The organism is Lysobacter silvisoli (assembly GCF_003382365.1).
GTDB classification, from domain to species: Bacteria; Pseudomonadota; Gammaproteobacteria; order Xanthomonadales; family Xanthomonadaceae; genus Lysobacter; species Lysobacter silvisoli.
The window spans coordinates 1,888,663-1,909,490 of sequence record NZ_QTSU01000001.1 but is presented as its reverse complement, the minus strand read 5'-3'; the positions used below and the strand labels follow the sequence as shown (position 1 = coordinate 1,909,490).

At 70.5% G+C, this 20,828-nt stretch carries 19 protein-coding genes; 15 read left to right on the top strand and 4 right to left on the bottom strand.

Going from position 1 to position 20,828, the window contains the following annotated elements; genetic code table 11:
* Nucleotides 1-18: 18 nt before the first annotated feature.
* From DX914_RS08375 to DX914_RS08350, 6 genes are all read left to right on the top strand, one after another.
* Nucleotides 19-525, top strand: coding sequence for a hypothetical protein (locus DX914_RS08375; RefSeq protein WP_115858534.1), 507 nt, complete (start codon nucleotides 19-21; stop codon nucleotides 523-525).
* A gap of 254 nt (nucleotides 526-779) precedes the next feature.
* Nucleotides 780-1,028, top strand: a complete 249-nt coding sequence (locus DX914_RS08370) for a YfhL family 4Fe-4S dicluster ferredoxin (RefSeq protein WP_115858533.1) — start codon at nucleotides 780-782, stop codon at nucleotides 1,026-1,028.
* A gap of 5 nt (nucleotides 1,029-1,033) precedes the next feature.
* On the top strand, nucleotides 1,034-2,752 hold the full coding sequence (gene ggt, locus DX914_RS08365) for a gamma-glutamyltransferase (RefSeq protein WP_115858532.1): 1,719 nt from the start codon (nucleotides 1,034-1,036) through the stop codon (nucleotides 2,750-2,752).
* 91 nt (nucleotides 2,753-2,843) lie between these two features.
* Nucleotides 2,844-3,425 carry a hypothetical protein gene (locus DX914_RS08360; RefSeq protein WP_147300633.1) on the top strand — a complete coding sequence of 194 codons (582 nt, stop codon included), beginning with the start codon at nucleotides 2,844-2,846 and terminating at the stop codon, nucleotides 3,423-3,425.
* Nucleotides 3,426-3,549: 124 nt separating this feature from the next.
* A complete protein-coding gene (locus DX914_RS08355) occupies nucleotides 3,550-4,440 on the top strand; it encodes an MBL fold metallo-hydrolase (RefSeq protein WP_115858530.1) in 891 nt (296 codons plus the stop codon).
* Nucleotides 4,437-5,216 carry a TMEM43 family protein gene (locus DX914_RS08350; RefSeq protein WP_115858529.1) on the top strand — a complete coding sequence of 260 codons (780 nt, stop codon included), beginning with the start codon at nucleotides 4,437-4,439 and terminating at the stop codon, nucleotides 5,214-5,216. The genes DX914_RS08355 and DX914_RS08350 overlap by 4 nt, the downstream gene beginning before the upstream one ends.
* A gap of 641 nt (nucleotides 5,217-5,857) precedes the next feature.
* Here the strand turns inward: DX914_RS08350 and upp are convergent.
* From upp to DX914_RS08335, 3 genes are all read right to left on the bottom strand, one after another.
* On the bottom strand, nucleotides 5,858-6,493 hold the full coding sequence (upp, locus tag DX914_RS08345) for a uracil phosphoribosyltransferase (RefSeq protein ID WP_115858528.1): 636 nt from the start codon (nucleotides 6,491-6,493) through the stop codon (nucleotides 5,858-5,860).
* Between the two features lie 80 nt (nucleotides 6,494-6,573).
* Nucleotides 6,574-6,882 (bottom strand): hypothetical protein, encoded by a 309-nt coding sequence (locus tag DX914_RS08340; RefSeq protein ID WP_115858527.1) that lies wholly within the window; start codon nucleotides 6,880-6,882, stop codon nucleotides 6,574-6,576.
* A gap of 151 nt (nucleotides 6,883-7,033) precedes the next feature.
* The gene (locus tag DX914_RS08335; protein ID WP_115858526.1) at nucleotides 7,034-8,527 is read right to left on the bottom strand and encodes an aminotransferase class III-fold pyridoxal phosphate-dependent enzyme; all 1,494 of its coding nucleotides are present in this window, start codon (nucleotides 8,525-8,527) and stop codon (nucleotides 7,034-7,036) included.
* 407 nt (nucleotides 8,528-8,934) lie between these two features.
* Between DX914_RS08335 and DX914_RS08330 the strand changes: the two genes are divergently transcribed.
* The 8 genes from DX914_RS08330 to secF all read left to right on the top strand — a co-directional run bounded on the left by DX914_RS08330 (nucleotide 8,935) and on the right by secF (nucleotide 18,684).
* Nucleotides 8,935-10,713 carry a CIA30 family protein gene (locus DX914_RS08330; RefSeq protein ID WP_147300632.1) on the top strand — a complete coding sequence of 593 codons (1,779 nt, stop codon included), beginning with the start codon at nucleotides 8,935-8,937 and terminating at the stop codon, nucleotides 10,711-10,713.
* A gap of 136 nt (nucleotides 10,714-10,849) precedes the next feature.
* Nucleotides 10,850-12,019, top strand: coding sequence for a sensor histidine kinase (locus DX914_RS08325; RefSeq protein ID WP_115858524.1), 1,170 nt, complete (start codon nucleotides 10,850-10,852; stop codon nucleotides 12,017-12,019).
* Nucleotides 12,016-12,618 carry a response regulator transcription factor gene (locus DX914_RS08320; protein ID WP_115858523.1) on the top strand — a complete coding sequence of 201 codons (603 nt, stop codon included), beginning with the start codon at nucleotides 12,016-12,018 and terminating at the stop codon, nucleotides 12,616-12,618. The genes DX914_RS08325 and DX914_RS08320 overlap by 4 nt, the downstream gene beginning before the upstream one ends.
* A gap of 189 nt (nucleotides 12,619-12,807) precedes the next feature.
* Complete coding sequence (gene queA, locus DX914_RS08315) at nucleotides 12,808-13,869, top strand: tRNA preQ1(34) S-adenosylmethionine ribosyltransferase-isomerase QueA (protein WP_115858522.1); 1,062 nt, start codon at nucleotides 12,808-12,810, stop codon at nucleotides 13,867-13,869.
* 187 nt (nucleotides 13,870-14,056) lie between these two features.
* Nucleotides 14,057-15,163, top strand: coding sequence for a tRNA guanosine(34) transglycosylase Tgt (gene tgt, locus DX914_RS08310; RefSeq protein ID WP_115858521.1), 1,107 nt, complete (start codon nucleotides 14,057-14,059; stop codon nucleotides 15,161-15,163).
* Nucleotides 15,164-15,433: 270 nt separating this feature from the next.
* Nucleotides 15,434-15,790 (top strand): preprotein translocase subunit YajC, encoded by a 357-nt coding sequence (yajC, locus tag DX914_RS08305; RefSeq protein WP_115858520.1) that lies wholly within the window; start codon nucleotides 15,434-15,436, stop codon nucleotides 15,788-15,790.
* A 58-nt stretch (nucleotides 15,791-15,848) separates the two neighbouring features.
* The gene (gene secD, locus DX914_RS08300; RefSeq protein ID WP_115858519.1) at nucleotides 15,849-17,717 is read left to right on the top strand and encodes a protein translocase subunit SecD; all 1,869 of its coding nucleotides are present in this window, start codon (nucleotides 15,849-15,851) and stop codon (nucleotides 17,715-17,717) included.
* Between the two features lie 13 nt (nucleotides 17,718-17,730).
* A complete protein-coding gene (secF, locus tag DX914_RS08295) occupies nucleotides 17,731-18,684 on the top strand; it encodes a protein translocase subunit SecF (RefSeq protein WP_115858518.1) in 954 nt (317 codons plus the stop codon).
* A 275-nt stretch (nucleotides 18,685-18,959) separates the two neighbouring features.
* On the opposite strand, the gene DX914_RS08290 is transcribed toward secF, so the two are convergent.
* Nucleotides 18,960-19,778 carry an inositol monophosphatase family protein gene (locus DX914_RS08290; RefSeq protein WP_115858517.1) on the bottom strand — a complete coding sequence of 273 codons (819 nt, stop codon included), beginning with the start codon at nucleotides 19,776-19,778 and terminating at the stop codon, nucleotides 18,960-18,962.
* A gap of 94 nt (nucleotides 19,779-19,872) precedes the next feature.
* Here DX914_RS08290 and DX914_RS08285 point away from each other — a divergent pair, with 94 nt between their 5' ends.
* The gene (locus tag DX914_RS08285; RefSeq protein WP_115858516.1) at nucleotides 19,873-20,703 is read left to right on the top strand and encodes an RNA methyltransferase; all 831 of its coding nucleotides are present in this window, start codon (nucleotides 19,873-19,875) and stop codon (nucleotides 20,701-20,703) included.
* Nucleotides 20,704-20,828: the final 125 nt, after the last annotated feature.

The window sequence follows — 20,828 nt, the reverse complement described above, 5'->3', positions numbered from 1 at the left end:
ACACAAACGGGGATCCCGATGAACACCACCTCCCGCCTGATGCTGATCGCCTGCCTCGCGCTGCCCTTCGTGGCCGCGTGCAAGAAGGAAGAGGCGGCTCCGGCTGCGGCCGTGCAGGCGCCGCTGACCGCGCCGAAGAGCTCCGACGACAACGAGTGGAGCAAGTACCTGACCGACGTGGTCAAGCGCAAGGTCGAGGCCGACGGCATCGCCACCAGCCCCTACCTGTACTACCTGCCGGCCGAAAGCACCGCCGACTTCCAGGGCTACTACGACCGCCAGCTGGAAAAGGCCAAGCTCGACGTGGCCCGCGGCATCAGCGAAGGCAGCCTGCTGGCTTACGGTTCGCCGGCTTCGGCCAAGATCGCCGACCTGATCGTCGCCGCGTTCCCGGCGCCGACCAAGGAAACCCCGCCGATGAAGAACGTCAAGGTGATGTTCATCGGCGCCGCCGCCGACAGCGAGCGCGTCAAGGCCGCGGTGACCCCCTACGGCGTCGAATACTCGTTCGTCGAAGCGAAGTGACGCTTTGGCGCGTGGCCGCCGCAGGCGGCCACGCCTTTGCCAAAGCGTCATCCCCGCGCAGGCGGGGGTGAGCGGAAGCGTTTGCGAGCCACTGGCTCGCGCTTCCGCGAACGCCCGAGCGCTGCGCGCTCGGGCCGGGCGGCGCCCATCGCGCCGTCCTAGGAAATACAGCGTCCTACCACCCAGGACCTCGCCAAGTCGCACCCGCGCCCCAGCAATGCGAAAATCCCCGCATCGAGTGGCATAGTCCCCCCATGTCCCTGCGCATCAACGAACTCTGCGTCAATTGCGACGTCTGCGAGCCGGCCTGCCCGAACCAGGCGATCTCGCAGGGCGAAACCATCTACGTGATCGACCCGGCGCGCTGCACCGAGTGCGTGGGCCATTACGACGAGCCGCAGTGCGTGGTGGTCTGCCCGGTCGAGTGCATCGATCCCGACCCCGGCCATCCCGAATCCCACGAACAGCTGCTGGCCAAGCTGCAGCGTCTTCAACAGGAGTGAACACGATGCGCATCGCCTCCGCGCTGCAGGCCGGTTGCTTGTCTTTGGCGCTGGCGGGCGCCTGCGTGCTGGCGCCGGCGCAAGCCGCGCAGGCGCCGCAACGCGCCGCGCATCCGCCGGGCGCGGTCGTCGCCAGCGCGCACGAGCTGTCGACCCAGGCCGGCCTGGACATCCTGCGCCAGGGCGGCAACGCCTTCGACGCGGCGATCGCGGTGTCGGCCACGCTGTCGGTGGTGGAGCCGATCAGTTCCGGCATCGGCGGCGGCGGTTTCTTCCTGCTGCACGAGGCCAAGAGCGGCCGCGACGTGTTCGTGGACGCGCGCGAGACCGCGCCGGCCGCGGCCACGCCGGCGGCCTATCTGGACAAGAACGGCGAGCTCGACCGCGACCGCGCCACCAACGGCCCGTGGTCGGCCGGCATCCCCGGCCTGCCGGCGGCGCTGGTGCACCTGGCCGAGCGCTACGGCAAGCTGCCGCTGCGCACCTCGCTGCAGCCGGCCATCCGCATCGCGCGCGACGGCTTCAGCGTGTATGCGCGGCTGGAGAAGGGCTACGGCAGCCGCCGCGAAGTGATGGAGCGCTACCCCGGCACGCGCGCGGTGTTCCTGGCCGACGGCACGCCGCCCAAGGCCGGCGAGACGCTGAAGCAGCCCGACCTGGCGCGCACGCTGGAACTGCTGGCGGACAAAGGCTATGACGGTTTTTACCGCGGCGAAGTCGCCAAGAAGCTGCTGGCCGCGGTCAAGCAGGAAGGCGGCCAGTGGCGCGCAGAGGAACTGTCCGGCTACCAGGTGCGCGAGCGCGAGCCGCTGCGCCTGAAATACCGCGGCTGGGACATCACCACCGCGCCGCCGCCGTCGTCGGGCGGCGTGGCCATGGCCGAGATCCTGCAGATACTGCAAGGCTGGGACCTGTCCAAGCTGGACGAAGCGCACCGCGTGCACATCGTCGCCGAGGCCATGCGCCGCGCCTACCGCGACCGCACCATCTACCTGGGCGATCCGGATTTCGTGAAGGTGCCGCTGGCGCGTCTGACCAGCGCCGACTACGCCGCCGGCCTGCGCGCCACCATCCACCCCGAAAAGGCCACGCCCAGCGCCCTGCTGTCGGGCCAGCCGGCGCCGCTGGAAGACGACGAAACCACCCACTTCTCGATCATCGACGCCGAAGGCAACCGCGTGTCGGCCACCCAGACGGTGAACCTGCTGTACGGCTCGGGCATGGTCGCGCCGGGCACCGGCGTGCTGCTCAACAACGAGATGGACGATTTCGCGCTGCGCCCGGGCACGCCCAACGCCTTCGGCGTGATGGGTTTCGCCGCCAACGCGCCCGAGCCCGGCAAGCGCATGCTCAGCTCGATGACGCCCAGCTTCCTGGAATCCAAGGACAAGGTGATCGCGGTCGGCGCGCCCGGCGGCAGCCGCATCATCACCCAGGTGCTGCTGGCGGTGCTGGCCTACGACGCCGGCCTGGCGCCGCAGCAGGTCGCGGCGCTGCCGCGCTACCACCACCAATGGATGCCCGATGCGATCTCGGCCGAGGCCGGCGCGCTGTCGGCGCAGACCGTGGCCGCGCTGCAGGCCATGGGCCACACCGTGAATGCCGGCGAATCCACCTGGGGCAACCTGCAGACGGTGATGTGGGACAAGGCCGCCAACACCCTGTCCGGCGGCACCGACCCGCGCAACCCGGTGGGCCAGGCGGCGGTGCTGCCGCAGCCCTGAGGGCGAAACTCGCGCGGCGGCGCTAGAGCCGTCGCGCGCGTCGCGGTAGATTGCGCGCTACGGATCAGGGCGCGGCGCACAGGGGCCAGTGGTGAGCGAACAACAGAACAAACCCTGGTACACGCGCGTGCCCGCCATTTCGGTGGCCGTGCTCGCGTTCCTGGTCGGCCTGACCACCCTGATCAACAACGTGCGCGACTGGCTGCGCGACGAGGCCAAGCCCGCGCCCGCGGCCGCCGCGGCCAAGCCCGCGAATCCGCCCGCGCCCAAGTCGCCCGCAGCGGGACCGACCGCGATCCTGCTGACCCTGGACCGCATCGACGTGCTCGACGACGGCAGCAACGGCAGCACCGCCTGGAGCTTCGACATCGAAGGCGGCGGCGAAGGCCTGTTCTCGCTGAGTTCGCGCGACTACGTGGACACCGGCGAAGAAGCCGTCGCGCGCCCGCGCGGCAGCGATCCGACCATCGCCCGGCTGGTGCTGGTGCCGGGCCAGGAGATGCCGATCAAGATCGTCGGCCACAGCACCGGGCTGATCAGCCGGGTCAGCGCCAGCGGCAGCGCGCGCCTGCGCGCGGACCGGCCGCTGGCGCCGATCGAGGTGACCGCGGACAAGGGCAAGGCCGGCCGTTTCGTGTTCCATTTCACTACCGTGGCCGCGCCGGCGCCTTGAGTCGGCGGTCGCTATCGCGGCGCTAACGCGGCCGGAGTTAACCTATGCAGGCCGCAGTCGCGCGGCTCGCCGGCACGCTGCCGCGCCCGCCTCTGTGTAGTCCGCCCCCAACCGGATCGCTCGCATGAAACTCTGGTCCTTACTCGGCAACAGCCAAAAGCTCGACGGCGGCGCCATGTTCGGCAACGCGCCGCGCGCCCTGTGGGAGCGCTGGTCGCCGCCCGACGCCGAGAACCGCATCGACCTGGCCTGCCGCGCGCTGTTGGCCAGCCCGCTGGCCGGCAAGACCGTGCTGTTCGAAACGGGCATCGGCGCCTTCTTCGAGCCCAAGCTGCGCGAGCGCTACGGCGTCAACGAAGAACGCCACGTACTGCTGGAATCGCTGGCCGGCGCCGGCTTCGCGCCGCAGGACATCGACGTGGTGGTGCTCTCGCACCTGCACTTCGACCACGCCGGCGGCCTGCTCGCGCCCTGGCAGGAAGGCCAGGCGCCGCAGCTGCTGTTCCCCAACGCGCAGTATCTGGTCGGCCGCGCGCACTACCAGCGTGCGACCTCGCCGCATGCGCGCGACCGCGCCAGTTTCATTCCCGAGCTGCCGGGCCTGTTGGAAGCCAGCGGCCGCCTGGAACTGGTGGACGGCGAGCATTCGCGCGCGCTAGGCGACAGCGTGCGTTTCCACTACAGCGACGGCCACACGCCGGGGCTGATGCTGGCCGAGATCGTCGGGCCGGAAAGCGTGGACGGGCAGCCGCACGGCGGCGTGGTGTTCTGCGCCGACCTGATCCCCGGCCGGCCCTGGGTGCACGTGCCCATCACCATGGGCTACGACCGCAATGCCGAGTTGCTCATCGACGAGAAGAAGGCGTTCCTGGCCGACAAGCTCGAGCGCAACGTGCATCTGTTCTTCACCCACGACCCGGGTTGCGCGCTGGCGCAGGTGGTGCGCGACGACAAGGGACGGTTCGGCACCGCGCACGAGGTCGCCGAACTGCAAGCGCGGGCCCTGGCCGCATGAGGCCTGTGCGGCGCGCGGCATGGCTGCTGCCGCTAGCGTTCGCCGCCGCGGCCTCGGCGCAGGCGCCGACCGCGCCGGCGCAGGCGCCCGTGGCGGCAACGCCGGTAGACGAGCCGCGTACCGCCGAGCCGCTGCGCGATCGCGAGTTCGGCGTGCTCACGCGCCAGTTCGGCCTGGACCGGCGGGTGGAGATGTATCAGTGGCAGGCCGTGTCCGGCGGCGGCTACCAGCGCGTGTGGAATGCCGCGCGCATCGATTCGCAGGGCTTCGCGCCCGGGCACGAGAATCCGCCGACGCTGCCGCTGGAGAACCAGCGCTGGTGGTCGGACTCGGCCACGCTGGACGGCAAGCCGGTGGACCTCACCCTGTTGCAGGGGCTGGGCGAGTGGCGGCTGTTCCGGCCTAATTTTTCGCGCTTGCCGGCCAACCTGGCCGCGACCTTCCAGCCCGAAGGCGACGGCCTGGGCAGCGCCGAGAATCCGCTGGACCCGCAGATCGGCGACCTGCGCGTGACCTGGCGCGAGCTGCGCCTGCCGCCGCTGGAAGGCCGGGTGGAGTTGCAGCAGGGGCGCTGGCGCATGTCGGCCGCGACCGCGGCGGCGGCCTTGAACGCCGCGCCGGTGCCCGAGCCGGCGGAGGCCGCGGCCGAAGGCGCGCACCGGCTGTGGCCGTGGTTCGGCGGTGGCGCCTTGGTGATCGTGATCGCGCTGGTGGGGCGCCGCAGGCGCCGCGCCAAAGCCCGCGCACTGGCCGAATCCCGCGACGCCCAGGGGTAGGAGCGGCGCAAGCCGCGACCGCGCCCTCACCCAATCGCCGCGCTCACCGGCTCCCTGTGGGAGCGGCGTGAGCCGCGATTTGCATCGCATGAGGAAAGAGCTCGGTCCGGCGGTGCGGGCAATGGCAGGTCGGCTATTACTGCGGCCGATCGCGACTTACGTCTCTCCCACAGAAGGCGTGCGGAGCGGAGCTTGCGCTGGGCGGCGAGCTTCGCGGTCGCGGCTTGCGCCGCTCCTACAAGAGCTTCGCCGTCGCGACAGGGGTAGGAGCGGCGTAAGCCGCGACCGCGCCCTCACCCAATTGCCGCGCAGCTCACGCATCCGACTGTAGGAGCGGCGCAAGCGGCGACGGCGCCCTCACCCAATCGCCGCGCTCACCGGCTCCCTGTGGAAGCGGCGTGAGTCGCGATTTGCTCCGCATGAGGTAAGGACATCGGCCGGGCTGTACGGGCATGCTGGGGGCCGCTCCCGCAGAATGCGCACGAAGCGGAGCTTGCGCTGTGAGGCGTAGCTTCGCGGTCGCGGCTTGCGCCGCTCCTACAGGGGGCTTCGTGCAAGGCGCGCGGCAGGTGTGGTTTCTTGGTCGCGGCTTACGCCGCTCCTACCCCAAAGCAGACGGGGGGCGGTGCGTAAAGGCCGGCTCAGCTTTCGTGCTTGGTGCCGAAGATCTTGTCGCCGGCGTCGCCCAGGCCGGGGAGGATGTAGCCGACTTCGTTGAGGCGCTGGTCCACCGAGGCGGTGAACACTTCCACGTCGGGGTGCCTGGCTTCCAGCGCGCGCAAGCCCTCGGGCGCGGCGACCAGGAACAGGCCCTTGATCCGGCGGCAGCCGGCGGCCTTGAGCATGTCCACGGTGGCGATCAGGGTGCCGCCGGTGGCGAGCATGGGGTCCAGGATCAGCGCGGTGCGCTCGTCCATGCGCCCGGTTAGCTTCTCGTAGTAGCCCACCGGCTGCAGGGTGCGTTCGTCGCGCTGCAGGCCGACCACGCCGACCTTGGCCGAGGGGATCAGCTCCAGCACGCCCGGCAGCATGCCCAGGCCGGCGCGCAGGATCGGCACCAGGGTGACCTTGGCGCCCTTGATCCGGCGGATCGCGACCGGGCCGGCCCAGCCTTCGATGGTCGCTTCCTCGGTCTCCAGGTCCGAGGTGGCCTCGTAGGTGAGCAGGGTGGCGACTTCGGAGGCGAGTTCGCGGAATTCCTTGGTGCTGTTGCCGGCGCGGCGCATCAGGCCGAGCTTGTGCTGCACCAGGGGATGGCTGACTTCTACGACTTTCATGGGCGGCCTCGGGCGGGGCGGGCGATCCTGGCCGGTCAGGATCGTTGGGGTGTGGGGCAGGGCGCAAGCGCCGCGCGGCCTCAGTCGGCGGTGGCGTAGAGGTTATCCCCGTCGGCGATGGTCCGCTCGACGAAACACAGCAGCTCGCGCACTTGGCTGGGTTCGGTGAAACGGGTTTCGACCCGCAGCAGTTCGGCGTGCAGCGCGCGCAGCTCGGCCAGCGGGAAAGCCGTGTCGTCGTGATAGCGCAGGGCGCGCAGCAGCGGATAGTCGTCGGGCGGCTGCGCACGCGCCTGCAACTGCGCGTGCAGCGCCTGGTCGATCGCGAACCGCCGCTGCGCGGCATGGATGTCGCGTTCGTGCCGGGCCGGGATCAGGTCTAGCGCCATGGGAATGGAACGGGCCGCGGCGGGTGTCCACGGCCCGCGGCGGCGCTCTGGTCCTTGAGGGGAAAATAGAAGGGAAGGAGCAAAGATAGGAGTTAGCGAAAGCGAAGGCCAGCGGTCGCTATCTTCCAACTCCTATTCGCAACTCTTGCCTTCAGGCCGCGGCGGCCTGCTGCGCGCGCGGGCCTTCCTTCAGGGCGCGACCGACCATGCTCACCAGCAGCTCCAGCTCGGCGCTGGTGATGGTGAAGTTGGGGGTGAAGCGCAGCGAGTTGACGCCGCCGTGGATCACGCCGATGCCGCGCTCGCGCAGCCATTCCTCGATCGAGCCGGCGCCATAGCACTTGAACTGCGGCGACAGCTCGCAGGAGAACAGCAGGCCGGTGCCCTGGACCTTGGTGATCAGGCCGCCGAGCTCGCTCTTGAGCTGTTCCAGCTTCTGCAGCGCCTCGCTGCCGCGCGCGCGGATGTTGGCCTGCAGCTGCGGGGTGATCTGCTGCAGCACCGCCACCGCCACTTCCAGCGCGCGCGGGTTGGTGGTCATGGTGTTGCCGTACAGGCCCTTGCGGTACAGCGAGGCCGCGCGCTCGCCCACCGCCAGCACCGACAGCGGGTACTGGCCGGCGTTGAGCGCCTTGGAATAGGTTTCCATGTCGGGCGCGTCCAGGCCTTCGAAGCCCGGGTAGTCGACGATGGACAGCACGCCGTGCGCGCGCAGGCCGGCCTGGATCGAGTCCACCAGCAGCAGCGAGCCGTGGCTGCGGGTCAGCTCGCGCGCGGCGGCGTAGAACGCCGGCGGCACGCTGCGGCCCGGGTCGCCTTCGCCCATCACCGGTTCCAGGAACATGGCCTCGATGAACCAGCCGTTGGCGTCGGCGTCGGCGAAGGCCTTGTTCAGCGCCTCGATGTCGTAGGGCTCGACGGTGATCACCGAGTCCTCGTTGCGGAAGCTGGCCAGGTACTGCACGTAGGCCTTGCGCGAGGAATCCGAGTACAGCGCGGGGCGCTCGGTGCGGCCGTGGAAGCTGCCCTTGACCACCACGCGCTTGATCGCGCGGCCGGCGTACTTGGCGCCCGGGTCGGTCATCAGCTTGCTGTTGACGTCGGCGATGCGCGCGGCCAGCGACACCGATTCCGAGCCCGAGTTCAAGCACAGGAAGCGGGTGTAGGGGCAGCCGCGCTCGCCGCCGATGGCGGCGCGCAGGGCGCGGTCGAAGCGCAGCTGCGACAGCGACGGGGTCATGATGTTGGCCATCGCCTGCGGCTTGGCCATGGCCGCGATCACCGCGCCCGGAGTGTGGCCGAAACCGAGCATGCCGTAGCCGCCGGAGTCGTGCAGCACCGCGCCCTTCAGGGTCACGATCCACGGACCGCGCGCGGCCAGGGCCACGTAGGGGTTCACGCCGTCGTCGGTATAGAAGTTGACGTAGCCGGCCTGCACGGCGCGGATCTGCGCGTCCTCGTCCAGGTCCAGCAGCTCGGCGATGTCGGCGCGCACGGCCGCGTATTCGGCGGCGGCGGCTTCGATGACCTCGGCCAGTTCCGCATGGCTGGCGGCGAAACGCTCGACGGTGGCGTCGTCGAGGCCGATGGTGCGGCGCGCGCCGGCGTGGGCGCGCAGCGGCGCGAGAGGGCTGAGCAGGGTCATCACAGGATCTCCAATGGTCGTCGGCATCCGGCCGAAGCATCGTGGGATGAAGAACAGGCCCGGCCTCCGTGGCCGGGCGCTCGCAGTTGCAGCGCCCCGGTTGGTATCGGGTCGCCAAGCGCCGCCCTTCATGCAGGTCGAATCGTGCAGGTAGAAACGCGCATGGGCTGAAACGAGGAAAGCCGCAACGGCCTGCCATGGCAGCTGGCGTTGAGGTGTTTTTCGTTTCAATTCAATAGCTTGAGTGAGTTTACCACGTCCGCGACACGGCGATAACCCCCTCCGGCCCGCGCCGGCTGACAGCTGTCATGGAGGCCCGGTGACGGCGCCCACTGCCGCGCGCACGGCCGGATCGCGACAGTGGCGCCACCCCGAAGCCGGTCCGGCCGGCCCTCATGGAGCCCCGAATGAACCTTCCCAGACCCCGCTGGCTGGCCGTATTGGTGCTGGCCGCCCTGAGCGCGACCGCGTTGGCTGCCGAGCCGGCCGGCGACAGCGACGACGTCGCCATCCGCGACGTACGCGTATTCGACGGCCAGCGCATGCAGCCGGCCACCACCGTGCTGGTGCGCGACGGCCGGATCGCCGCCATCGGCCCGCAGTTGCAGATCCCGGCCGGCGTGCCGGTGGTGGACGGCCGCGGCGGCACCCTGTTGCCGGGCCTGATCGATGCCCACACCCACAGCTTCGGCGAGGCCCGCCGCGACGCCCTGCGTTTCGGCGTGACCACCGAACTGGACATGTTCACCGACCACCGCCTGCTGCCCGCGGCGGGCAAGGAGCGCCAGAGCCTGGCCCGCACCGACCGCGCCGACCTGTGGTCGGCCGGCACCCTGGTCACCGCCAAGGGCGGCCACGGCAGCGAGTACGGCCTGGCCATACCGACCCTGGACGACCCGGCCCAGGCCGAAGCCTTCGTGCGCGAGCGCATCGCCGAGGGCTCGGACTACATCAAGCTGGTGGTCGACAACGGCGCCGCTTACACCGGCAAGCCGCGCATCCCGACCCTGTCGGACGCCGCGATGCAGGCGACGATCGTCGCCGCGCACCGGCACGACAAGCGGGCGCTGGTGCACGTGGCCCAGGTCGGCGACGCGCGCAAGGTCATCGACGCCGGCGCCGACGGCCTGATCCACATCTACAGCGATCGCGTGGCCGACGACGAACTGGTGGCCGCGATCAAGCGCCGCGACGCCTTCGTCACCCCGACCCTGAGCGTGATGGCCACGCTGTCGCGCGCCGGCGAGGGCGCCAAGCTCGCGGCCGACCCGCGCATCGCGCCGATGCTGCAGCCGGCGCAGAAGGACGCGCTGAACCAGACCTTCCCGCTGCCGCAGCATATCGCCCACCACCTGCCCAATGCTTTGGAGAACGTGCGCCGCCTGCATGCGGCCGGGGTGACCCTGCTGGCCGGCACCGACGCCGGCAACCCCGGCACCACCCACGGCGCCAGCCAGCACGCCGAACTGGCGCTGCTGGTGCAGGCCGGACTGAGCCCGGTGGAAGCCTTGCGCGCGGCGACCTCGGCGCCGGCGCAGCGCTTCGGCCTGAGCGACCGCGGCCGCATCGCCGCCGGCCTGCGCGCCGACCTGGTCCTGGTCGACGGCGATCCCAGTGCCGACATCACCGCCACGCGCGCGATCCGCGCGGTGTGGAAGAACGGCTACAGCGTGGCCCGCGTGGCCGACAAGCCGGCGCCGCGGGTGGCCGCGGGCGCGGTGGAACTACTGCGCGAAGGCCAGCCGGCACCGAGCTGGTCGGCGACCAGCGACCAGATGATCGGCGGGCGTTCGCAGTCCAGGCTGACCGTGGGCCAGGGCCGCGATGGCGGCCCGGCGCTGCAGGTGGCCGGCGAGATCGTCGCCGGCGCGGCCAACCCCTGGGGCGGCATCATCCTGTTCCCGGGCGCCGAACCCATGGGCGCCACCGACGCCAGCGGCGTGCGCGAATTGGTGCTGCGCGTGCGCGGCGACGGCAGGCCGCTGACCCTGCTGGTGTTCTCCGGCGTCGACATGAACGGCCGTCCCGGCGTGCACCAGGTGGCCACCGCCGGCGAGTGGCGCGAGGTGACGGTGCCGCTGTCCAGCCTGCCCAACGTCGATCTGAGCCGTTTGCGCGGCATTTCCCTGGCGGCAGGCACGCCGGGCCCGTTCGCCTTCGCCATCGAGGCGGTCGAACTGCGCTGAGCCGCGGCCCCGGTCGCGCGCGTCGGGCCCCCTCCCTCGGCCCGACGCGCGCGACCTGTTTTTCGTTCCGCCACGCGCCACCCTGAACTTTTGGCTCCGGATTACTTACAGTCGCGGCAGCGAAGGACACACCCGAATGCGCTTCAAGGCCCTGCTCCAATCCCACGAACATCCGCCGGTCTGGCGTTGGGTGTCGTTGCTGTACCTGATCTTCGCCTTCCTGCCGATGTTCTATTGGCCGCAGGTGCCGCTGCGGTGGGCGCTGCTGTTCGTGGCCGCGGCGCTGGTGTTCGTGGTGCTGTACTTCGCCCATCACTACGCCGTCTCGCGGCGCCGGCGCGTGGCCCTGACCCTTGCGGTGGCGGCGCTGGGTTTCGTGACCATGCCGATGGGCGCGGGCGCGGCCTATGTGATCTATGCGGTCGGCATGGCCGCGGCCAGCCTGCCGGTGTGGCGCGCGCTGACGCTGTGCGTGGCGGTGATGGCGATCGAGGCGGTGTGCTTCTACCGCTTCATGCCGATCGAGGCGCGGCCGCTGTCGACCTACATGATCAACGTGATCGTGGCGGCGATGGTGTTCGTGGGCGTGGTCAGCATCCGCAACCGCGAACTGCGCAACGCCGAACTGCGCCTGACCCAGGACGAAGTGCGGCGCCTGGCCGGCCTGGCCGAGCGCGAGCGCATCGGCCGCGACCTGCACGATCTGCTCGGCCATACGCTGTCGCTGGTGGTGCTCAAGACCCAGTTGGCCGCGCGCTTGTTCGACCGCGACCCGCAGGGCGCGCGCGCCCAGATCGGCGAGGTGGAGCGGGTCGCGCGCGAGGCCCTGACCCAGGTGCGCGAGGCGGTGGCCGGTATCCGCGCCAGCGGCCTGCAGGCCGAACTCGCGGCCGCGCGGCTGGCCCTGCTCGGCGCCGAGATCAGCCTGGATCATCGTCTGGCGCCGGTGGAAATTCCGGAAAAGGTCGAGACCGCGCTGACCCTGGCGCTGCGCGAATCGGTGACCAACGTGCTGCGCCATTCCGGCGCGACCCGGGTCGAGGTGGAATTGATCGGCGAAGCACGCGGCGGGCTGAGCCTGCTCATCGCCGACGACGGCCGCGGCGGCGCCGGCCGCGAAGGCCATGGCCTGACCGGCATGCGCGAGCGTTTGCGCGCGGTCGGCGGCAGCGTGGAAATCGACAGTCCGCCGGGCGCGGGCACGCGCCTGCGGTTGATCCTGCCGCGCGAGGCCCTGGCCGCCGCGCGGCGCAGCGACGAAGCGCCGGCAGCGGCGCGCACTTACCACGAGCGGGGAGCGGCATGATCCGATTGGTGCTGGCCGAGGACCAGGCGCTGGTGCGCGGCGCGCTGGCCGCGCTGCTGAACCTGGAAACCGACCTGGACGTTGTGGCCGCGGTCGGCGACGGCGAGGCGGCCTGGGCGGCGGTGCAGCGCCTGCAACCGGAACTGCTGGTGACCGACATCGAAATGCCGCAGATGACCGGCATCGAGCTGGCCCAGCGCGTGCGCGACTCGGGGCTGGAAACACGGGTGGTGATCGTGACCACCTTCGGCCGCAGCGGCTACCTGCGCCGCGCGCTGGACGCCGGCGTGCGCGGCTACCTGCTCAAGGACGCGCCGGCCGAACAGCTGGCCGAGGCCTTGCGCCAGGTTCATCGCGGCGGCCGCGCGATCGATCCGCAGCTGGCGGTGGCGGCCTGGGGCGAGGACGATCCGCTGACCGAGCGCGAGCGCCAGGTGCTGCGCCTGGCGGGCGAGGGCGTGAGCACCGCCGAGATCGGCCAGCGCCTGCACCTGAGCCAGGGCACGGTGCGCAACTATCTGTCCGAGGCGATCGGCAAGCTCGGCGCCGGCAACCGCATCGAGGCCTATCGCCAGGCCCGGCAGAACGGCTGGCTCTAGCCTCGGGGGCGGGCCGGCGCGGGACCTGGGCGTGGCGCCTTTTTGCCCCGCGACCCCGAAGGCGCGGATAATGGCGGCTTCCCGCGCCCCGCCGGGCCGCCCCCGCCAGCGGCCGCCACGGCTTGCGGCCCCGCCGCGGCTAAGGTCGCGTCCCCCGCGCCTGAGCGCCGCCTCCAGTATCCGTTCGCCTTGAAAAAATCCGATTTCCATTACGAGCTGCCACCGGAACTGATCGCCCAGGCCCCGCTCGCCGAACGTTCCGCCAGCCGCCTGCTGCGGGTGCCGCCGGCGCCGGCCGCGTTCGAGGACGGCGCCTTCGCCGATCTGCCCGACCTGCTCGCGCCCGGCGACCTGCTGGTGTTCAACGACACCCGGGTGATCCCGGCGCGCCTGTTCGGGCACAAGAGCAGCGGCGGCCGGGTCGAGATCCTGATCGAACGCTTGCTCGCCGGCGCGCGTGCGCGCGCGCAACTGGGCGTGAGCAAGTCGCCCAAGCCTGGCGCGCGCATCGCCCTGGACGCGGGCGGCGAGGCCGAGGTGCTGGGCCGCGAGGGCGAGTTCTATCTGCTGCAGTTCCACCTGGGCGGCCAGCCGCACGGCGATTCGCTGGAGAGCTGGCTGCTGCACGCCGGCCGCCTGCCGCTGCCGCCCTACATCCAGCGCGAGCCCGGCCACGACGACGCCGAGCGCTACCAGACCGTGTTCGCGCGCGAGGTCGGCGCGGTGGCCGCGCCCACCGCCGGCCTGCATTTCGACGAACCGCTGCTGCAGCGCCTGCGCGAGCGCGGGGTCGAGTTCGGCCACGTGACCCTGCACGTGGGCGCGGGCACCTTCCAGCCGGTGCGCGTGGACAGCCTGGACCAGCACGTGATGCACAGCGAATGGCTCAACGTCGGCGCCGGCCTGGTCGAGCAGGTGCGGCGCACGCGCGCGGCCGGCGGCCGGGTGATCGCGGTGGGCACCACCGTGGTGCGCGCGCTGGAAAGCGCTTGGCGTCAAAGCGGGGCCATGCGCGACGGCGAACTGCAGCCCTATGCCGGCGAGACCCGGCTGTTCATCCTGCCGGGCTACAAGATCCGCTCGGTGGACGCGATGATCACCAACTTCCACCTGCCCGAAAGCACCCTGCTGATGATGGTCTCGGCCTTCGCCGGTCAGCAGCGCGTGTTCGAGGCCTATGCGCACGCGATCGCGCAGCGCTACCGCTTCTTCTCCTACGGCGACGCCATGCTGCTGTGGCCGCAAGCGTGATGCCGTCGGTGGCCGGCGCGTTCGCTCCGCGCAGCCAGGACACGCTGCGCCGTCGCGAAGCGACACCCCCACACCGTCATTCCGGCGAAAGCCGGAATGACGGGATAGCGGAGCGCCGCAACGGCATTGCAATGACCCCCGAACCCTCACGACGCGCCGACCTGCGCAATCACCTAGGAACCCGCGCATGAGCCGCATGTCCTTCCAACTCCTGGGCCAGGACGGCGCGGCACGCCGCGGCCGCCTGACGTTCCCGCGCGGCACCGTGGAAACCCCGGCCTTCATGCCGGTGGGCACCTACGGTTCGGTCAAGGGGATCATGCCCGAGCACGTGCGCGACCTGGGCGCGCAGATCATCCTGGGCAACACCTTCCATCTGTACCTGCGCCCGGGCCTGGACGTGATCGGCGATCACGGCGGCCTGCACGGCTTCGCCCGCTGGAACGGCCCCATCCTGACCGACTCGGGCGGATTCCAAGTGTTCTCGCTCGCGCACCGGCGCAAGATCACCGAGCAGGGCGTGACCTTCGCCTCGCCGGTGGACGGCAGCAAGGTGTTCCTCGGGCCGGAGGAGAGCATGCGCATCCAGCGCGTGCTGGACTCGGACATCGTGATGATCTTCGACGAGTGCACGCCGTACCCGGCCACCGAGGACGTGGCGCGCAAGTCGATGGAGCTGAGCCTGCGCTGGGCCGAGCGCAGCAAGAAGGCGCACGAGGGCAACGATGCGGCGCTGTTCGGCATCGTCCAGGGTGGCGTGCACCATGGCCTGCGCACGCGTTCGGCCGAGGGGCTCAAGGGCCTGGGCTTCGACGGCTACGCCATCGGCGGCCTGGCCGTGGGCGAGCCCGAGGCCGAGCGCAACGAGATGCTCGAGCACACCTGCCCGCAGCTGCCCGCAGACCGCCCGCGTTATCTCATGGGCGTGGGCCGGCCCGAGGACCTGGTGGAGTCGGTCGCGCGCGGCGTGGACATGTTCGACTGCGTGATGCCGACCCGCAACGCGCGCAACGGCCATTACTTCACCGCCCAGGGCACGGTGCGGGTGCGCAACGCCAAGTACGAGCGCGACCTGCGCCCGATCGAGGAGGGCTGCGACTGCTATGCCTGCGCCAACGGCTTCAGCCGCGCCTACCTGCGCCACCTGGACCGCTGCAACGAGATGCTGGGGCCGATGCTGGGCACCCTGCACAACCTGCGCTACTACCAGCGGCTGATGGCGCAGATGCGCGAGGCGATCGAGCAGGGAACCTTCGCCGCCTTCCGCGAGTCCTTCTACGCCGCACGCCTGTAGAAAGCCGTCCGCCCAGAGGGCGGACTCCCTTTCCCCCTCTCCCGCAAGGCGGGAGAGGGCAGGGGTGAGGGCCTCCGCGCACCCCCGATCCAACGGCCGCCCGGAGCCGGACCTAGCGCCAAAAGCCCACCCCAAGGGCCCCGGACGCTAAGCCCAGCCAGCCCTCCCACCCCCGACAAAGCGTGCGCCAGGGCCCATTCCGGGCCCGCCCATGGCCTACTTCCGGCCATGGCATAATCCCCGGCTATTTTCGTTCCAGGACTTTCGGTTATGAACCTGCTCGACCTACTGATCGCCCCCGCTTACGCCCAAGCCGCGGGCGGCGCTGCCGCTCCGGGCGGCCTGTTCGGCGGCGGCCTCGGCGGCCTGCTGATGCCGATCATCCTGATCGCGATCATGTACTTCCTGATGATCCGCCCGCAGATGAAGCGCGCCAAGGAACACCGCGCCATGCTGGACAAGCTGTCCAAGGGCGACGAAGTGCTGACCAACGGCGGCATCGCCGGCACCGTGTCCGACATCGGCGAGAACTTCGTCACGGTCGAGATCGCCGACAACGTGCGCATCCGCGTGCAGCGCGCCGCCATCGCCAACGTGTTGCCCAAGGGCACCTTGAAGTCGGCCTGAGCCGACGCCACGACTTTTTGACGCACGGCGGCCGGGGTGGCCGCCGCAGGGGCAATCGATGCTGACTTACTCGCGCTGGAAATACCTGGCCATCCTCGTAGTCTTGCTGCTCAGCGCGCTGTATGCGTTGCCTAACGTGTTCCCGCAGGACCCGTCGGTGCAGATCTCCTCGGCCCGCGGCGCGCCCGTGGACGAGGCGCTGCGCAAGCGCGTGGCCGAGGTGGCGACCAAGGCCGGCGTCACGCCGAAGTCGGTGGCCATCGAGAAGGAAGGCAACCTGCTGATCCGCCTGGCCGACGCCAAGCAGCAGGACCGCATGGCCGACGCGCTGCGCGATCCGCTGGGCAGCGACTACGTGGTGGCGCTGAACCTGGCTTCGACCGTGCCCTCGTGGCTGACCGCGATCAAGGCCAAGTCCATGCTGCTGGGCCTGGACCTGCAGGGCGGCGTGCACTTCCTGATGCAGGTGGACCAGAAGGCCGCGTTGGACAAGCGCCTGGAGGCCACCGCCGAGGACGTGCGCGTGACCCTGCGCGACCAGCACATCCGCTACGAATCGGTCGAGCGCCGCGCCAACAACACCATCGTCGCCACCTTGGGCGCCGCCGCCGACGGCGACAAGGCGCGCCAGGCGATCGCCCGCGGCAACCCGGCGTTGCTGCAGGAGGTGGAAGGCAACACCGTCAGCATCCAGGTGCCCGACGCCGAAATCGCGCGCATGCAGGCCGAGGCGGTGGAGCAGAACGTCGGCACCCTGCGCAACCGCGTCAACGCCCTGGGCGTGGCCGAGCCGATCATCCAGCGCCAGGGCACCGACCGCATCGTGGTCCAGCTGCCCGGCATCCAGGACACCGCCCAGGCCAAGCGCATCCTCGGCGCCACCGCCACGCTGGAGTACCGCGGCGTGGTCGAAGGCAATGCCGACGAGGCCCAGCGCACCGGCAACGTACCGCCGGAAGCGCGCATCTATTACCGCCGGGAAAAGGGCGTGGACGGCAAGCCGATCCCGATCCTGCTGAACAAGCGCGTGATCGCCTCGGGCGATCAGCTGGTCGGCGCGACCGCAGAGTTCGACGCGCAGAGCGGCACCCCGGCGGTGTCGGTGCGCCTGAACGGCGTCGGCGGCCAGCGCATGTTCGACTTCACCACCGAGAGCGTCGGCAAGCCGATGGCGGTGGTGTACATCGAGCGCATCCCCGAGTCGCGCATGGTCGACGGCAAGGAAGTGCGCAGCACCCGCATCAACGAAGAAGTGATCAGCGTCGCCACCATCCAAGGCGTGTTCAGCAAGGAATTCCGCACCACCGGCCTGGACAGCCAGCAGGCCGCGTCCGACCTGGCCCTGCTGCTGCGCGCCGGCTCGCTGGCCGCGCCGATGGACTTCATCGAACAACGCGTGGTCGGCCCCAGCCTGGGCGCGGAGAACGTGGAGCGCGGCCTGCGCGCGGTGACCTACTCCTTCGCCTTCGCCCTGGTGTTCTTCCTGATCTACTACCGCATGTTCGGCGTGATCACCTGCCTGGCGCTGCTGATCAACCTGCTGATGGTGGTGGCGCTGATGTCGCTGTTCGGCGCGACTATGACCCTGCCGGGCCTGGCTGGCATCGCCCTGACCGTGGGCATGTCGGTGGACGCCAACGTGCTGATCAACGAACGAATAAGAGAGGAGTTGCGCGCCGGTCTGCCGCCGCAGGCGGCGATCGCCAGCGGTTACGAGCACGCCTCGGGCACCATCCTGGACGCCAACGTCACCGCCTTCCTGGCGGGTCTGGCGATGGCGGTGTTCGGCACCGGCCCGCTGCGCGGCTTCGGCATCACCCTGATGCTGGGTATCGCGACCTCGGCCTACACCGCGGTGTCGGTGTCGCGCGGTATCGCGACGCTGATCTACGGCGGCCGCCGCAAGCTGAAATCGATCGCGATCTAAGGGAGCACGCGACATGAAACCTTTCAACGTGTTCCCCTACGGCAGCAACATCGACTTCTTGCGTCTGCGCTGGGTGTCGATGGCCGTGGCCGGCCTGATCATGCTGGTGGCCATCGGCGCCATCGCGGTCAAGGGCTTCAACTTCGCCCTGGACTTCACCGGCGGCACCAGCGTGGAGCTGGGCTTCGAGAAGCCGGTGGACGTGGACGGCATCCGCGAGCGCCTGGAGGCGGCCGGCTACGACGGCGCGCAGGTGCAGACCTTCGGCGCCGGCAACGAGCTGCTGATCCGCCTGCAGCCCAAGTCCGGCGGCGACAAGCAGTCGTCCAACACCATCGCCGAGGTCCAGGCCGCAGCGTCCACGCCAGACAACCCGGGCAAGGTGCGCGGCGGCGGCTACGTCGGCCCGCAGGTGGGCCGCGACCTGGCCGCCAACGGCATCTGGGCGCTGCTGTTCGTGGTGGTCGGTTTCCTGATCTACATCTCGTTCCGCTTCGAGAAGAAGTTCGCGGTGGCGGCGGTGCTGACCACCCTGCACGACGTGGTCGTGGTGGCCGGCTGGTTCGCGCTGTTCGGCAACGAGTTCGACCTGACCGTGCTGGCCGGCATCCTGTCGGTGATGGGCTACTCGATCAACGACACCATCGTGGTGTTCGACCGCGTGCGCGAGAACTTCCGCTCCATGCGCGCCGAGCCCGAGGCGATCCTGAACAAGTCGATCAACCAGACCCTGTCGCGTACGGTGATCACCTCGTTCGTGGCCTTCCTGACCGTGTTCGCGCTGTACCTGTACGGTGGTGGTTCGCTGGAAGGCATGGCGATCTCGCAGATGCTGGGCATCGTGATCGGCACCCTGTCCTCGATCTTCGTCGCTTGCCCGCTGCTGACCATGGGCTGGCTGAAGGTGACCAAGCAGGACCTGCTGCCCAAGGCTCGCGACGAAGCGGCGCTGGCGCGTCGCCCCTAAGCCGGGCGCGCCGCGTTCAAGCAAACGGCCGCGCGAAAGCGCGGCCTTTTTGTTGGCGTCGCGTCGCCTGCTCCTGCTCTGCTTCCTGTGGGAGCGGCGTAAGCCGCGATTACCCCCTGTGGAAGATCTGGCGAATTCGGAGCGAATCGCGGCTCACGCCGCTCCCACAGAAAGCTTGCAGTAGCGCAGGCAGCAAAAAGCCGCGCATGGGCGCGGCTTTCAGCGACACTGCCTTGGGGTAGGGGCGGCGTAAGCCGCGACCCGGCCCCCGGCCCTCAATCGAACGCCGCCGCATACCCCGTGTTGACGATCCGGTTCTGCAGCGCGTCGCAAACCTTGAGGTTGCCGGCCACCAACTGGCGGCCGATGGTGCCGCGCGCGTCCATCGGACCGGTGCTGCGGCCCCGGAAGTCGCAGACCTTGCCGCCGGCTTCGCGCACCATCAGCGCGCCCGCGGCGATGTCCCAGGGCTTCACCCCGGCCTCGAAATAGGCGTCGGCGCGGCCGCAGGCCACATAGGCCAGGTCCAGCGCGGCCGAACCGGTGCGGCGGATGTCCTCGGCTTCGGTCAGCAGCGCGTTCACGCACTTGAGGTGGGCGCTGGCGCGCGGGCGCTCGCGCGGCGGGAAGCCGGTGATGATCATGGCGCCGGCCAGGTCCTTGCGCTCGGCCACGCGCACGCGCTTGTCGTTGAGTTGCATGCCGCTGCCGCGGCTGGCGGTGAACAGCTCGTTGCGCAGCGGGTCGAAGATCACCCCGTGCAGCGGCTCGCCGCCCTCGACCAGGGCGATGGACACGCAGAAGTGCGGGATGCCGCGCAGGTAGTTGCTGGTGCCGTCCAGCGGATCGATGACCCAGGTGTAGCGGCCGTTGCCGAGCGAGCCGCTTTCCTCGCCCAGGATGGCGTAGTCGGGCGTGGAGCGGCGAAATTCCTTGATGATCTCGGCCTCGGCCAGACCGTCGACTTCGCTGGCGTAGTCCATCCGGTCCTTCTCGACCACGTTCAGCGCGTCCAGCCGGTGCATGTGCCGCAACAGCACGTTGCCGGCGGCGCGGGCGGCCTTGACCATGAGGGTGACGGCGGGTTTCTGCATGGCTTACGGCCTCGGAACGGAGGTGGGGGACGGGCTGGCGGACTGAAAGAGCGAACCGGCGCTGTGGCCGGGGCGGGGAGTTTACCATTTACCCATGAGCGATCCGAACTCCGAACTTTCCTCCGCACCTGCGCAACCGCCCCCGGGCGCCGACCTGCGCGCGCTGCTGGCGCGCGTGCGCGTGGTCCTGGTGGGCACCCAGCACCCCGGCAATATCGGCTCGGCCGCGCGGGCCATGAAGACCATGGGCCTGAGCCGGCTGGCGCTGGTGGCGCCGGAAAAGGCCCCGAACCACGAGTCCATGGCCCTGGCCGCCGGCGCCGACGATGTGCTCGCCGCCGCCAGCACCCACGCCACCCTGGCCGAGGCCCTGGCCGACTGCCGCCTGGTGCTGGGCTGCACCGCGCGCAGCCGGCGCGTGGCCCTGGACGAACTGAGCCCGCGCGCCGCGTCCGGGCGGCTGCTGGCCGCGGCCGGCGAGGGCGCCCAGGTGGCCCTGGTGTTCGGCCGCGAGCGCACCGGCCTGGACAACGAGGAGCTGCAGCTGTGCCACGCCGCCGTGCACATCCCCGCCGATCCGGGCTACAGCTCCTTGAACCTGGCCGCGGCGGTGCAGGTGCTGGCCTACGAGCTGCGCATGGCCGCGCTGGACGCCGCGCCGGCCGAGGCCGGGGCCGAACCGCGCGACCCGCCGGCCTCGCACGCCCAGTTGGAAGGCTTCTTCGCCCAGCTAGGCCAGGCCCTGGACGCGATCGATTTCCACAAGGGCCGCGCGCCGGAATCGGCGCTGCGCAAGCTGCGCCGGCTGTACCTGCGCGCCGACCTGGACCAGCGCGAGGTGCGCCTGCTGCGCGGCATCCTGGCCGACACCGAGCGCATGGCCATGCTGGCCGGCCGCCGCGGCGGGGACGGTCCGGGGGCATGAGCGCGCCGAGGGCCCGCCCGGCGGCGCGCCGGGAGGTATCCGGCCAAGCCGGTTTCGATTACGCTGCGCCGGCAGTCCCGACGGATCACCTACTTGATCGCTAGCGCGCGTTGCATCGCTGTCCT